The sequence below is a fragment of the Kitasatospora sp. NPDC057223 genome (genome assembly GCF_042669755.1).
Taxonomy (GTDB): Bacteria; Actinomycetota; Actinomycetes; order Streptomycetales; family Streptomycetaceae; genus Kitasatospora.
In genome coordinates this window covers 37,200-50,455 of record NZ_JBHUWW010000024.1, presented here as the reverse complement: position 1 = coordinate 50,455, position 13,256 = coordinate 37,200, and the positions used below count along the sequence as shown (strand labels likewise).

Genomic DNA, 13,256 nt, shown 5'->3' with positions numbered 1-13,256 from the left:
GTCAGCCCTCGGTGATCGTCATCTGGACCGGCGTCGGGTCGAAGCCGTTGCACGGGTTGTTGACCTGAGGGCAGTTGGAGACCAGCACCAGGACGTCGGTCTCGGCGCGCAGCACCACCCGCAGGCCGGGCGCGGAGAGGCCGTCCACGATGCCGAGCGTGCCGTCGGCCTCGACCGGCACGTTCATGTACCAGTTGATGTTGCTGACCAGGTCGCGCTTGCCGAGCCCCCAACGGGCGCCCTCGGCCAGGAAGTTCTCCACGCAGGCGTGCTGGGACCAGGTGTGGTGCCCGTACCGCAGGGTGTTGGACTCCTTGGAGCAGGCGCCGCCGATGGTGTCGTGCCGGCCGCAGTCGTCGGCGAGCACGGTCATCAGCGGGGTGTGCTCGTCGGAGAGCAGCACGCTGCCCTCGGTGAGGTACAGCGAGCCCTGGGCCTGGAGGGTGTCGGGGGCGCTGTAGCGGACGGAGGTGTCGTGCGCGTCGTAGATCAGGCAGTCGACGGCCTGGTTGCCGCCGAGGTCGGTGATGGTGAGCCGCTGTCCGCGTCGCACGACCGCCGACCAGCCGGCGCGGGCGGGGACGGTCTGGTCCAGCACGATGGTCATCGGGCCTCCTGCGGCGAGTGGTTGGCGGCGTCGGTGTTGAGGTAGGCGCGGAGGTGCTCGGGCGTGGCCGTCCGCAGTGGGTCGCCGGGCGCGGTGGGCCGGCCGGGGACGGCGCGGACGGCGAGCGGGGTGCAGTGGTAGCCGGGGCGCGGGTCCAGCGGGTGGGCCGTGTTGGCGATCAGGGCGGTGAGCGGCTGCTCGGCCCGCAGGGTGACCCGGGCGCCGGGGCCGGCGGCGCCGGTCGGGGTGAGGGCGCCGTCCTGCTGGGCCCGGACGCCCCGGAAGAAGGAGATGACGGGCGGCAGGTCGCGCGGCGTGAGGCCGTGCTTGGCGGCGGCGAGCTTGAGGAGTTCGCGTCCGGCGGGGGAGGGGCCGTGGGCGCTGCCGTCGCCGTAGCGGGCGGTGTTGCGGGCGGCGCTGGAGGTGCCGGTCAGGGTGTCGTGGTGGCCGGAGGTGTCCTCGGTGAGGGTGGCGAGCACCCGGCCCTGGTCGGAGAGGAGCAGGCTGCCGGGGCCGAGGTAGGCGTTCCACTGGACCTTGACGGTGTCGGCTGCGTTGAGCCGCTCCCAGGGGCGTCCGGTGACGAACAGCAGCAGGTGCGCGCAGGCGTCGCCGTCGGTGTCGGTGAGGGTGATTTCGGCGCCGGCCGGGACGGTGAGGTGGGTGTAGTTGCCGCCTGCGACCTTCTCCGCCCACAGGGTGCCTGCGGGGGGCGGGAGTTGGGGCATGCAGTCGACGACGGTGCCGTGCTGGGCCCGGGCGTGGTCGCGGGCGGCCGTGGTGGTGGCCGTCGATGGGGCAAGGGTGGTCACGGCGCCTCCTGGGCTGCTGCCGGGGTTTCTGTCGCGTGACAGAAATTAGGGGCGCCCGAGGTCGCCGCCGTTGCCCGTGCGTTTCGCGCCGGTTACCGTCCCCTCACCACCCGGGGCCTGTGCGAGGATCGGGACGTGCCCGCCACCCGAGAAACCCCGCCCCGTGTCGGACGCCCGCGTGCCCAGGGCCCGTCGGCGAGTGAACTGACGCCCCGCGCAGAGGTGTTGGCGGCATCGGCCGAGCTCTTCACGGTCAACGGGTACGCGGCCACCACGACCCGGGCGGTGGCCGAGCGGGCCGGGCTGCGGCAGGCCTCGCTCTACCACTACTTCACCGGCAAGGAGGACATCCTCGCCACCCTGCTGGAGAGCACCGTCGAACCCTCGCTGGCCTTCGCCCTGGGCGTGCTGGCCGACACCGGGCACAGTGCCGGCGCCAGGCTCTGGGCGCTGGCCGCCTTCGACGCCGAGCTGCTCTTCGGCGGTCTCTACAACCTCGGTGCGCTGTACCAGCTGCCCGAGGTGCGGGGCGAGCGGTTCGCCGAGTTCCGGCGCTCCCGGGGCGAGTTGAAGGCCGTGTACGGCACCCTGCTCACCGCCCTGGACGCCTCCGGGGATCCGGCCCTGCGGACGGACCTGCTGCTCGGCCTCGTCGAGGGCGGCGTCGCGGTCGCCCGGGAGACCGGCGGGCGCGAACCGCGCACGGTCGGCGAGGCGGTGGCCGACAGTGCGCTGCGCCTGGCCGGCTGCGCGGCGCGGGAGATCGCGGCGGCACGGGCCGAGGCGGCCCGTCTCCGGACCGCCTGAGCACAGCAGTTCTTCGCAGGGGCCTCGTTCAGCGCCGCCGCAGCCGGTACGCGGCGCCCGCCGCGAGCGCGCCCGCCAGGAACAGCACGCTGAACCACTGCAGGTACCAGTGCCCGCCCGCCGGGTCGTACACGGCGGCACGCGGCCAGGCCAGGTTCACGGTCATCGCGACGCCGTACAGCAGGGCCAGCAGGTTCACCGGCAGGCCCCAGCGGCCCAGCGTGAACAGCGGCTCGCCGTTCTCGTCCGTCTCCTGCCGCCCGCCGCCGGCGCCGATCGGCAGGCCGCGCAGCCTTCGGCGCAGCAGCGCGCCGACCACCAGCGCGTACGCCGTGTAGACGAGCACGATGCAGGTGGTCTCCAGGGCGAGGAACGCCGACGGGGCCAGCAGGTTGACCAGCAGGAAGACGACGGCGAGGCCGCCGGTCACCAGGGCGGGCAGGTGCGGGGTGCCGGTGCGGGGGGAGACGTGCGCCAGGCGGCGGGAGAACGGGAGGGCGCCGTCCCGGGCCATCGAGAAGATCATCCGGGCGCCGGCGGTCTGCATCGCCAGCGTGCCGACGCAGATCGCCACCGCGACGTCCGCGAGCAGCAGCCGGCCGGGCCCGTCGCCGAGCGTGCTGGTCAGGACGTACGACATGCCCTCGGTGGCGAGCCGTCCGTCGGTCAGGCTGGGCGCCGCCAGCAGGGCGCCGAGCAGCAGCAGCCCGCCGCCGAGGCCGGCGGCGGCGAGCGCGCCGAGGATCGTCCGCGGCGCGGTGCGGCGCGGGTTGACCGTCTCCTCGGACATCTCGCCGGCGCTGTCGAAGCCGATCATGACGTAGGCGGCGGTGAACGAGCCGACCAGGAGGGCCCAGAAATAGCCGCTCTGGCCGCCGGTGTGCAGCACCACCGTGGGGGTGCGCTCGCTGTGGGTGAAGAGCAGGACGGCGATCAGCGCGATGCCGGTCAGCTCGGCGGTGACCCCGACGCTGTTGATCACCGATATCAGCCGGATGCCGGCCACGTTGACCAGTGTGGTCAGCGTGATCAGTACGGCGCCCAGGAGGACGGCGTTGGCGGCGCCGGTGCGGGTGGTCAGCGCCGGGTCGCCGCCGAGCAGTTGGAAGCCGGACCAGACGGCGGGCAGTACCACCTGCAGGGCCAGCGCGGCGGCGGTGACGACCACGATCTGCCCGATCACCATCAGCCAGCCGGTGAACCAGCCGTACAGGGCGCCGCCGAGCCGGGTCGCCCACTGGTAGATCGCCCCCGAGATCGGGTAGCGGGCGGCGAGTTCGGCGAAGCAGGCGGCGACCAGGAGTTGCCCGCCGAGCACCAGCGGCCAGGTCCAGAAGAAGGCGGGCCCGGCGAAGGAGTAGCCGAAGGAGAAGAGCTGGAAGACGGTGGTGAGCACCGAGATGAAGGAGAAGCCGGCCGCGAAGGAGGCGAACCGGCCCATCGTGCGGTGCAGTTGCTGGGGGTAGCCGAACTCGGAGAGCGGGTCGCCGGCCGGCCGGGCGATCTCCTCGGGCGGTGCGAGGGCGGGGGTGGTGGTCATCGGGCACCGGCTTTCCACGGGGGAGGGGGAGGAAGGCGGGGAGGTGGTGGCCGCATGGTTTCTGTCGGCTGACAGAAATGTGGGGGAAGGTGGATTCCCCCGCGTTGCCCGTCGATTGCCACAGTGTTGCCTTGTGCTCACCGCAGGTCTTCCCCGCCTGCGCGCCGGCGAGGCTCTAGGGTGGCGGCACACGATCGATCGCCGAGGCGGGGAGTGCGCAATGCGGGTGCCGGCCAGGTTCGGCGGTCTCGGCGGGCTCGCCGTCCCGGTCGTCGCGGCGCCGATGGCGGGCGGCCCGTCCACCCCGGAGCTGGTCGCGGCGGTCACCGCGGCCGGGGGTCTCGGCTTCCTCGCCGCCGGCTACCGCAGCGCGGCCGCGATGACCGAGGAGATCCACCGGCTGGGGGAGCTGACCGGCCGTCCGTTCGGCGTCAACCTCTTCGTCCCGTCCGACGCGCCCTCCGGCACCGCGCCGGTGGCCGCCTATCGCGAGCGGCTGCGCCCCGAGGCCGAACGCCACGGCGTCCTGCTGCCGGCCGCCGTCGCACCCGACCGGGACGACTGGGACGCCAAGATCGCCGCGCTCACCGCCGACCCCGTCCCGCTGGTCTCCTACACGTTCGGCCTGCCCTCACCCGACGAGGCCCGCGCGCTGCGCGCCGCCGGGACGTACCAGATCGGTACGGTCACCTCGGCCGCCGAGGCGCGGCTCGCAGCCGCCGCCGGAATGGACGCGCTCTGCGTCCAGGGGCCGGAGGCGGGCGGGCACCGGGGCACCTTCCGGGTCGCGGCCGCGCCGGGGCGGACGCCGCTGCCCGAGCTGCTGGCCGAAGTCCGGGCCGTGAGCGGCCTGCCGCTGATCGCGGCCGGCGGCATCGCCGACGGCCCGGCCGTCGCCGCCGCCCTGCGGGCCGGGGCGGCGGCCGTCCAGCTCGGCACCGCGTACCTGTGCGCGGACGAGGCCGGCACCTCGGCCGCCCACCGGGCGGCCCTGACCGACCCGGGCTTCACCGGCACGGTCGTCACCCGGGCCTTCACCGGCCGCGCCGCGCGCGGACTGCGCAACGCCTTCATCGACCGGTACGAGCCGTACGCCCCGGCGGTCTACCCCGAGGTGCACCACCTCACCCGGCCGCTGCGGGCGGCCGCGGCCGAGCGCGGCGACACAGCGGCGATGCACCTGTGGGCCGGCACCGGCCACCGGCTGGCCCGCACCGGCCCGGCGGCGGAGACCACCCGTGAACTGTGGCGGGCGGCTCAGTCCGCCCCGGGGCCGTCGGCCAGCACCGACCGATAGAAGTCGATCTTGTGCGGGATCAGCTCCTGCTGTTCCCGCAGGTGCGCGATCTGCGCCTCCACCTGGGCGTCGTGCTGCTCCAGCACCGTCAGGCGGGCGGCGAAGGTGCCGTCGCCGGAACGCACCAGCTCCGCGAAGCGCAGCATCTCGGCGATCGGCATCCCGGTGTCGCGCAGGCAGCGCAGCACCATGAGCCAGTCCAGGTCGTGCGGGGTGAACCGGCGGTGCCCGGTGTGCGAGCGCTCCACCGTGCCGAGCAGGCCGATCCGCTCGTAGTAGCGCAGGGTGTCCAGGCTGAAGCCGGACTGCTCCACGGTCTGGGCCGGCGTCAGGTGCGTGGGACCGGTGGCGGTGGGGCTCATGCCGGTCATCATTCCACCGCAGGGCGGTGGCCGGCCCGGAATCCGGCAGGCCTCGGCAGCTGCGGCCTGCCCTGCCGGGTGGTACCTCGCCGCGCCCCCGCCGCTCCTGTCCGGCGGGCCCGCCGGGGCGGTTCAGTCCGCCGCGCGCAGTTCGGCGAGCAGGATGCCCTGGTCCGCCAGCAGGACGGTGAGGATCCGGCGGGCCGACCTGAGCAGGTCGGCGACGTCCCCGCCGGCCAGGGCGTACACGACGGTGGAGCCCTCCCGGCTGGCCGTGACGATTCCCGCCCGGCGCAGCACCGCGAGCTGCTGGGAGAGGCTGGACGGCTCGATGTCGATCTCCGCGAGCAGCTCGCGGACGGGAGTCGGGCCGGCCTGGAGCAGTTCCAGTACGCGGATTCGGACGGGGTGGCCGAGCATCCGGAAGAACTCGGCCTTCACCTGGTACAGCGCTGCGGCCACGATCTCGGCCCTTCTGGTGCGGCTCCTGCTGGGGTGGTCCGGGGCGGTCCGGTCTGTACCGGTGTGCTCGGTGGCCTCGGCGGCCGGGCCCGGTCAGATCTCCAGGCCGGCCTCGATCCGCTTGAGGTGGTGGCGGGCCATCGCGAGGTTGGAGCGGCTGCGGTTGAGCGCGAGGTACAGGAACAGGCCGCGGCCGTTCTTGGTGGCCAGCGGCCGGATGAGGTGGTACTGGCCGGTGAGGCTGATCAGGATGTCCTCGATCTCGTTGTCGTGGAGGTTGAGCATCTCCATCGTGCGCATCTTGGCGCGGACGAGGTCGGTGTTGCCCGCGGCGGCGACGTTGAGGTCCAGCTCGGCGCTGTCGCCGAGGGTGCCGAGCGCCATGCCGCTGCCGTAGTCGACCAGCGCGACGCCGATCGCGCCGTCGATGGTCATCGCTTCCTTGAGGGTCGTCTCCAGATTCGCCATCGCGATCCTCCTGTGGGCCGGGCCCGCACCGGTGCGGCGGGGGCTGCTGTGCTCCGAACAGTAGGGAGGGTGCTGCCCGGCCGATGACGAATGATCAGAGGCGACCGAAGTCGGCGAGAAGGTGATCGCTTGGAGGTCCGATCCTGGCCTCTTGAAGACATTTGCAACTATGGATCTGATTGAGACGCGATCCCGGCGCCGTTCGGGAGTGATCCGCGACCGAACCGGGTAGAGCCGCTTCGAAGATCGCGGAGCCGCCTCCGGGTCCGGAAAATTGCTGCTATCGATGTCAGTCCCGCCGGGTAACCTCTGCCTGAGATGCTCGATCACCACACCAACCACACCCGCTGCGCCCCGGCACCGGCTCCAGTCACCACTGGCACCGGCCCGGCCCCGCAGCCGCAGGCGTCGCCGTCTGCGCCCCCGTTCCGCCCGTCCGGGCCCCAGCCCCACGGGACGACGCAGTCCTACGGGAAGAAGAGGTGACGCAGATGAACACCACCCCGCAGCGTTCCGAGGACCAGCGGCCGGCGGCCCACGGCCCGGACGACCAGGAGCTCAGCCCGGCCGAGGCCTACGCGGCCTTCCGCCGCCGCGCCAAGGAGCAGGCCACCGCGCTCCACGGCTTCCAGCAGCTCTACGACTTCCCGCTGGACGAGTTCCAGATCGAGGCCTGCCAGGCCCTGGAGGCCGGCGAAGGCGTGCTGGTCGCCGCGCCCACCGGCTCCGGCAAGACCATCGTCGGTGAGTTCGCCGTGCACCTGGCCCTCCAGGGCGGGCGCAAGTGCTTCTACACCACGCCGATCAAGGCCCTCTCCAACCAGAAGTACGGCGACCTGGTGAAGCGCTACGGCGCGGCCAAGGTCGGCCTGCTCACCGGTGACAACACCGTCAACGGGGACGCGCCGGTGGTCGTGATGACCACCGAGGTGCTGCGCAACATGCTCTACGCGGGCTCGCAGACCCTGAACGGCCTCGGCTACGTCGTGATGGACGAGGTCCACTACCTCGCCGACCGGTTCCGCGGCGCGGTCTGGGAGGAAGTGATCATCCACCTCCCCGAGTCCGTCACCCTGGTCTCGCTCTCCGCGACGGTCTCCAACGCCGAGGAGTTCGGCGACTGGCTGGACACCGTGCGCGGCGGCACCAAGGTGATCGTCTCCGAGCACCGCCCGGTGCCGCTCTGGCAGCACGTGATGGCCGGCAACCGGATGTACGACCTGTTCGCCAACCCCGACCGCGACGGCCGCCCGAAGGACGCCCCGCGCAACCCGGCCAAGCTGGTCAACCCCGAGCTGGTCCGGCTCGCCCGCTCCGAGATCGCCGCCAACCCGCGCGGCGACCGCTTCGCGAAGGGCCGCGGCCGCTCCATGCCGAGCGGCCGCCCCGGCCGGGTCTGGACGCCGGGGCGGGTCGACGTCATCGACCGCCTCGACTCCGAGGGCCTGCTCCCGGCGATCACCTTCATCTTCAGCCGGGCCGGCTGCGAGGCCGCCGTCCAGCAGTGCCTCAGCTCCGGCCTGCGGCTCAACAAGGACTCCGACCGGGCCACCGTGCGAGCGATCGTCGAGGAGCGCTGCGCCGACATCCCCGACGAGGACCTGCACGTCCTCGGCTACTTCGAGTGGCTGGACGGCCTGGAGCGCGGCATCGCCGCCCACCACGCCGGCATGCTCCCGCGCTTCAAGGAGGTCGTCGAGGAGCTGTTCGTGAAGGGCCTGGTCAAGGCCGTCTTCGCGACCGAGACCCTCGCCCTCGGCATCAACATGCCCGCCCGCTCGGTGGTCATGGAGAAGCTGGTCAAGTGGAACGGCGAGACCCACGCCGACATCACCCCCGGCGAGTACACCCAGCTCACCGGCCGGGCCGGCCGGCGCGGCATCGACATCGAGGGCCACGCGGTCGTGCTCTGGCAGCGCGGCATCGACCCGGAGGCGCTGGCCGGCCTCGCGGGCACCCGGACGTACCCGCTGAAGTCCTCGTTCCGGCCGTCCTACAACATGGCCGTCAACCTGGTCTCCCAGTTCGGGCGGCACCGCTCGCGCGAACTGCTGGAGACCTCCTTCGCGCAGTTCCAGGCGGACCGCTCGGTCGTCGGCATCGCCAAGCAGGTGCAGCGCAACGAGGAGGGCCTGGACGGCTACCGCGCGTCGATGACCTGCCACCTCGGCGACTTCGACGAGTACATGGGCCTGCGCCGCGACCTCAAGGACCGCGAGAACGAGCTCGCCCGCGAGGGCAGCGGCCAGCGCCGGGCCGCCGCCGTCGAGTCCATCGAGCAGCTCAAGGCGGGTGACGTCATCCACGTCCCGACCGGCAAGTTCGCCGGCCTCGCCCTCGTCCTCGACCCGGGCCTGCCGCCGGTCAGCCGCTCGCCGCGGACCCATCGCCACCCCGACTACCAGGACGGGCCGCGCCCCGTCGTGCTCACCTCGGAGCGGCAGGTCAAGCGGCTCGCGATGATCGACTTCCCGCACCCGGTGGCGGCGGTCGACCGGATCAAGATCCCGAAGTCGTTCAACCCGCGCAGCCCGCAGTCCCGCCGCGACCTCGCCTCCGCGCTGCGCACCAAGGCCGGCCACCTGGAGCCGGAGCGCTTCCGCAAGGGCCGCGCCGCCGCCGCCGACGACCCCGAGATCACCCGGCTGCGCACCGCCCTGCGCCAGCACCCCTGCCACGGCTGCGACGAGCGCGAGGACCACGCCCGCTGGGCCGAGCGCTACCACCGCCTGCACCGCGACACCGACCTGCTGGAGCGCAAGATGCGCTCCCGCACCCACACCATCGCCCGGACCTTCGACCGGGTCTGCGGCCTGCTCACCGACCTCGGCTACCTCCAGGGCGACACCGTCACCGGTGACGGCAGACGCCTCGGCCGGCTCTACGGCGAACTCGACCTGCTCGCCTCCGAGTGCATCCGCGAAGGCGTCTGGAAGGACCTCGGCGCCGCCGAACTCGCCGCCTGCGCCTCGGCGCTGGTGTACGAGGCCCGGCAGGCCGACGACGCGGCCACACCCCGCGTCCCGGAGGGCAACGCGAAGGAGGCGCTCGGCCGCATGATCCGGATCTGGGGCCACCTCGACGCCCTGGAGGAGCAGCACCGGATCAACACGGCCGAGGGCGTCGGCCAGCGCGAGCCGGACCTCGGCTTCGCCTGGGTCGCCTACCGCTGGTCGCTCGGCCACAACCTGGACGCGGTGCTGCGTGACGCCGAGATGCCGGCCGGCGACTTCGTCCGCTGGACGAAGCAGCTGATCGACGTGCTCGGCCAGATCCAGGACGCGGCCGGCGAGGACGCCCAGCTGCGCGGCACCGCCCGCAAGGCGGTCGACAGCCTGCGGCGCGGCATCATCGCCTACTCCTCGGTGAGCTGACCGGTCGGGGTGGGAGGGGCCCGGCCCCTCCCACCCCGTGCTCAGCCCGCCAGGACGCCGAGCAGCCGCTCCAGCGAGCTGCCGAGGCCCCAGCGGGTGGAGAGCTCCTCCAGGGTCATCGGGTCGAGCGGCTCACTGGGCAGGGCGGGGTCGAACTCCGGCAGCGGGGCGTCGGTGGCGACCCGGACGACGGTGGGGGCGACGTCCAGGTAGGCGGCGCCCTCGATGATGTTCTTCCGGCGGGCGGGGGTGAGCCGCGAGCGCAGGTCGACGGCGGCAGCGCGGATGGCGGCCAGGTCGCCGTACTCGTTGATCAGCTGGGCGGCGGTCTTCTCGCCGATGCCCTTGACGCCGGGCAGGCCGTCGCTCGGGTCGCCGCGCAGGGCGGCCATGTCGGCGTACCGGTCGCCGCGCACGCCGTACTTCTCCAGCAGCAGTCCGTCGTCGGTGATCTGGAGGTTCCCCATGCCCTTCACCGGATACAGGACCTGGACCGGACGGCTGTCGTCCACCAGCTGGAACAGGTCGCGGTCGCCGGTGACGATCAGCACCGGCCCCTCGGCCCGCGCCGTCAGCGTGCCGATCACGTCGTCCGCCTCGTAGCCGGGAGAGCCGACCCGGGCGATGCCGAGCGCGTCGAGCACCTGCTCGATCACCGGGACCTGCGGGGCGAGCGTGTCCGGGATCTCCTCCTCGCCGTCCGCACCGGTCTCGGCGAGGCGGTGCGTCTTGTAGGAGGGCACCAGGTCGACCCGCCACTGCGGGCGCCAGTCGGCGTCCATGCAGGCGACCAGCTGGTCGGGGCGGTGGTCCTGGACGAGCCGGGCGATGAAGTCCAGCAGCCCCCGGACGGCGTTCACCGGCTCACCGGCGGGGGACTTCAGGGAGTCCGGCACGCCGTAGTAGGCCCGGAAGTACAGGCTGGCGGAGTCGAGGAGCATCAGTCGCGGTGCGGTCACGCTCCCGATCATGCCGTACGGGACGGACAGAGCGTCGGCAGACGGCACCGCCGTGCCGCGGGGCACCGCTGGGGCGCGCCCTAGTGCTCGTGCGGACCGCTGCGGTGGACGGGGCCGTGGGAGTCGCCGCAGTGCTCGTCGGGCAGGGCCGATCCGGCCGGGGTGATCTGGAGCAGCTGCTGGTCGTCGTCCTCGCCGACGTGGTCGACCTGGAGCGTGGCGTGGGTGATCCGGTACTCCTCCCGGAGCTGCCGCTGCAGTCCGCGCCGCACCGCGTGGCAGTCCCCGCCCGGGGCGACCAGGATGTGTGCGGACAGCGCCGGCTGACCGGAGGTGATCTCCCAGATGTGCAGGTCGTGGATCTCCATCACCAGGTCGGCGGCGACCAGCCGGTCGGCCACCGCGTCGGGGTCGATGCCGGCCGGCGCCGCCTCCAGGAAGATCCGCCCGGAGTCGCGGACCAGCCCGATGCCCGCGCGGAGCATCAGCGCCACCACGACCAGCGAGGCGATGGCGTCCGCCCGGACGAAGCCGGTGGTGATCATCACCACGCCGGCCACCGCGGTGGCGATGAAGGCGTACAGGTCGGTCAGCACGTGCTGGAACGCGCCCTCGATGTTCAGCGAGCTGCGGTTGGCCTTCGACATGCACCAGGTCGCCCCGAGGTTGACCACGATCCCGACCAGCGCCGTCACCAGCACCAGTGAACCGGTCACCTCCGGCGGGTTGACCAGCCTGGTCACCGCCTCGTAGCCCAGCCAGGCCGAGAGCACCAGCAGGGTGACGCCGTTGGCCTGCGCGGAGAGGATCTCGGCCCGCTTCAGCCCGTACGTGTAGCCGCCGCGGGCCGGGCGGGCCGCCAGCCGCATGGCCACCAGTGCGAGGACGATCGAGACGGCGTCGGTGAGCATGTGCGCGGCGTCCGAGATCAGCGCCAGGGACTGCGCGGCGAAGCCGACCACGACCTCGCCCGCCATGAACACCACGATCAGGGCCAGCGCGCCGAGCAGCCAGCGGCGGTCGGCGTCGGCCGCCACCGCGTGCGAGTGCCCGCCCGAGCCGTGCCCGCCGGAGCCGTGCCCGCCGTGGCCGTCCTGCCCGTGCTGGGACGCCTTGCCGTGGTCGTGCTCGTGGTCGTGCTCGTGGCCGGCCATCGAGATCCTCTCCTGGACGCGCAGGGACGGGGCGTGGCCGCCCCGCACCCGAAGTGAACCGCAGATCGGACGAAGATCCAAAGGCTGCACTGGTGACCGTTGTCGTTGCCGTCCGGCCGCCCCGGGCGGCCCTCCCGACGCCCTCCGTTCGCCCTGGTCCGATAAGGTCTCGGCGCCCTGGACGGGCCACAGCAGCAGGGAGAGACAGCGGTGGAGCGAACCGGACCGGTCCGGCTGCGGACCATAGCCCTGGAGTGGGGGCGGATCGGCCTGCTGGGCTTCGGCGGCCCGCCCGCGCACATCCTGCTGCTGCGGCGGCTGTGCGTGGACCAGCGGCGGTGGCTGAGCCCGCAGGAGTTCGAGGACGGGACGGCCGCCACCAACCTGCTGCCCGGCCCGGCCTCCACCCAGCTGGCGATCCTCACCGCCTGGCGGCTTCACGGCGCCGCCGGTGCGCTGGTGGGCGGCGTCTGCTTCATCGCGCCGGGGCTGGTGCTGATCCTGGCGCTGTCCGCACTGTTCCTGGCCGGCGACCCGCCGCCGTGGGTGCTGGGTGCGGCGGCCGGCGCGGGTGCGGCGGTGCCCGCCGTCGCGTTGCAGGCGGCGGCCGCGCTGGTGCCCGGCAGCCTCGGCCGGGCCGGCACCGCGCGGGCGGCCCGGCTCCGCTGGGCGGGGTACGCCCTGGCGGGGGCGGTGGCGGCCGTCCTGGCCGGGCCGTGGCTGGTGCTGGTCCTGGTGGCGGCCGGGCTCACCGAGGTCGCGGTGCGCTCGCGCCGCTCCGGGCCCGGCGGCACCCGGCGCGCGGCCCTGCCGGTCTCCGCGGCGCTGCCGGCCCTCGGCGGGCTGGGCGGTCTCGGTGCGCTGGCGTGGGTGGCGTTCAAGGTCGGCGCGCTCTCCTACGGGGGCGGTTTCGTGATCATCCCGTTGATGCAGGCCGATGCGGTGCACCGCTACCACTGGATGACGGACGGTCAGTTCCTCAACGCCGTCGCCCTCGGACAGGTCACTCCCGGCCCGGTCGTGCACACCGTCGCCGCCGTCGGGTACGCGGCCGCCGGGGTGGGCGGCGGGCTGCTGGCGGCGGCGGTGGCCTTCGGCCCCTCGTTCCTCTTCGTGATCCTCGGCGGACGGCACTTCGACCGGCTCCGGGCGGACACCCGCGTCCAGGACTTCCTGACCGGCGCGGGCCCGGCCGTCACCGGTGCGATCGCCGGATCGGCGCTGCCGCTGGCGGCGTCACTGCGGTACGGCTGGCAGTGGGGCCTGCTGGCGGCGGCGGTGCTCTGGCTGCTCGCCGCCCGCCGGGGCGTGGTCACCGCGCTGGTCTGCGCGGGCGGTCTCGGCGTGCTGGCCGCGCTGGCCGGACTGCCGCCGGGCTGAGCCGCCCACCGTGAACGCGGTGGGCGGTAGGCGG

General features: G+C 73.5%; 12 protein-coding genes. 4 read left to right on the top strand and 8 right to left on the bottom strand.

Annotated features, from left to right (window positions below):
• Window position 1: 1 nt before the first annotated feature.
• Both ACFUK0_RS12310 and ACFUK0_RS12305 read right to left on the bottom strand, forming a co-directional pair.
• On the bottom strand, window positions 2-607 hold the full coding sequence (locus tag ACFUK0_RS12310; protein WP_380248988.1) for an urea amidolyase associated protein UAAP2: 606 nt from the start codon (window positions 605-607) through the stop codon (window positions 2-4).
• A complete protein-coding gene (locus ACFUK0_RS12305; protein ID WP_380248986.1) occupies window positions 604-1,419 on the bottom strand; it encodes an urea amidolyase associated protein UAAP1 in 816 nt (271 codons plus the stop codon). Before ACFUK0_RS12305 ends, ACFUK0_RS12310 begins: the two co-directional genes overlap by 4 nt.
• 135 nt (window positions 1,420-1,554) lie before the next feature.
• On the opposite strand from ACFUK0_RS12305, the gene ACFUK0_RS12300 reads away from it, so the two are divergent.
• On the top strand, window positions 1,555-2,226 hold the full coding sequence (locus tag ACFUK0_RS12300) for a TetR/AcrR family transcriptional regulator (protein WP_380248984.1): 672 nt from the start codon (window positions 1,555-1,557) through the stop codon (window positions 2,224-2,226).
• Between the two features lie 28 nt (window positions 2,227-2,254).
• Here ACFUK0_RS12300 and ACFUK0_RS12295 read toward each other — a convergent pair whose 3' ends face one another.
• Window positions 2,255-3,766: an amino acid permease gene (locus tag ACFUK0_RS12295; RefSeq protein ID WP_380248982.1), complete on the bottom strand. Its 1,512-nt coding sequence runs from the start codon at window positions 3,764-3,766 to the stop codon at window positions 2,255-2,257.
• 220 nt (window positions 3,767-3,986) lie between these two features.
• On the opposite strand from ACFUK0_RS12295, the gene ACFUK0_RS12290 reads away from it, so the two are divergent.
• A complete protein-coding gene (locus ACFUK0_RS12290) occupies window positions 3,987-5,063 on the top strand; it encodes a nitronate monooxygenase (protein ID WP_380248980.1) in 1,077 nt (358 codons plus the stop codon).
• Here the strand turns inward: ACFUK0_RS12290 and ACFUK0_RS12285 are convergent.
• From ACFUK0_RS12285 to ACFUK0_RS12275, 3 genes are all read right to left on the bottom strand, one after another.
• Window positions 5,024-5,425 (bottom strand): MerR family transcriptional regulator, encoded by a 402-nt coding sequence (locus tag ACFUK0_RS12285; protein ID WP_380248978.1) that lies wholly within the window; start codon window positions 5,423-5,425, stop codon window positions 5,024-5,026. The two genes, ACFUK0_RS12290 and ACFUK0_RS12285, sit on opposite strands and share 40 nt — an antisense overlap.
• A gap of 132 nt (window positions 5,426-5,557) precedes the next feature.
• Window positions 5,558-5,887 (bottom strand): ArsR/SmtB family transcription factor, encoded by a 330-nt coding sequence (locus tag ACFUK0_RS12280; protein ID WP_380248976.1) that lies wholly within the window; start codon window positions 5,885-5,887, stop codon window positions 5,558-5,560.
• 93 nt (window positions 5,888-5,980) lie between these two features.
• Window positions 5,981-6,355: a hypothetical protein gene (locus tag ACFUK0_RS12275; protein ID WP_380248974.1), complete on the bottom strand. Its 375-nt coding sequence runs from the start codon at window positions 6,353-6,355 to the stop codon at window positions 5,981-5,983.
• Window positions 6,356-6,846: 491 nt separating this feature from the next.
• Here ACFUK0_RS12275 and ACFUK0_RS12270 point away from each other — a divergent pair, with 491 nt between their 5' ends.
• Window positions 6,847-9,729 (top strand): DEAD/DEAH box helicase, encoded by a 2,883-nt coding sequence (locus ACFUK0_RS12270; protein WP_380248972.1) that lies wholly within the window; start codon window positions 6,847-6,849, stop codon window positions 9,727-9,729.
• Window positions 9,730-9,770: 41 nt separating this feature from the next.
• Here the strand turns inward: ACFUK0_RS12270 and ACFUK0_RS12265 are convergent, their stop codons facing one another.
• Window positions 9,771-10,700, bottom strand: a complete 930-nt coding sequence (locus tag ACFUK0_RS12265; RefSeq protein ID WP_380249038.1) for a 5'-3' exonuclease H3TH domain-containing protein — start codon at window positions 10,698-10,700, stop codon at window positions 9,771-9,773.
• Window positions 10,701-10,768: 68 nt separating this feature from the next.
• The gene (locus ACFUK0_RS12260; protein ID WP_380248970.1) at window positions 10,769-11,842 is read right to left on the bottom strand and encodes a cation diffusion facilitator family transporter; all 1,074 of its coding nucleotides are present in this window, start codon (window positions 11,840-11,842) and stop codon (window positions 10,769-10,771) included.
• A 210-nt stretch (window positions 11,843-12,052) separates the two neighbouring features.
• Between ACFUK0_RS12260 and chrA the strand changes: the two genes are divergently transcribed.
• Complete coding sequence (gene chrA / locus ACFUK0_RS12255; RefSeq protein ID WP_380248968.1) at window positions 12,053-13,222, top strand: chromate efflux transporter; 1,170 nt, start codon at window positions 12,053-12,055, stop codon at window positions 13,220-13,222.
• The last annotated feature ends 34 nt before the right edge of the window (window positions 13,223-13,256 follow it).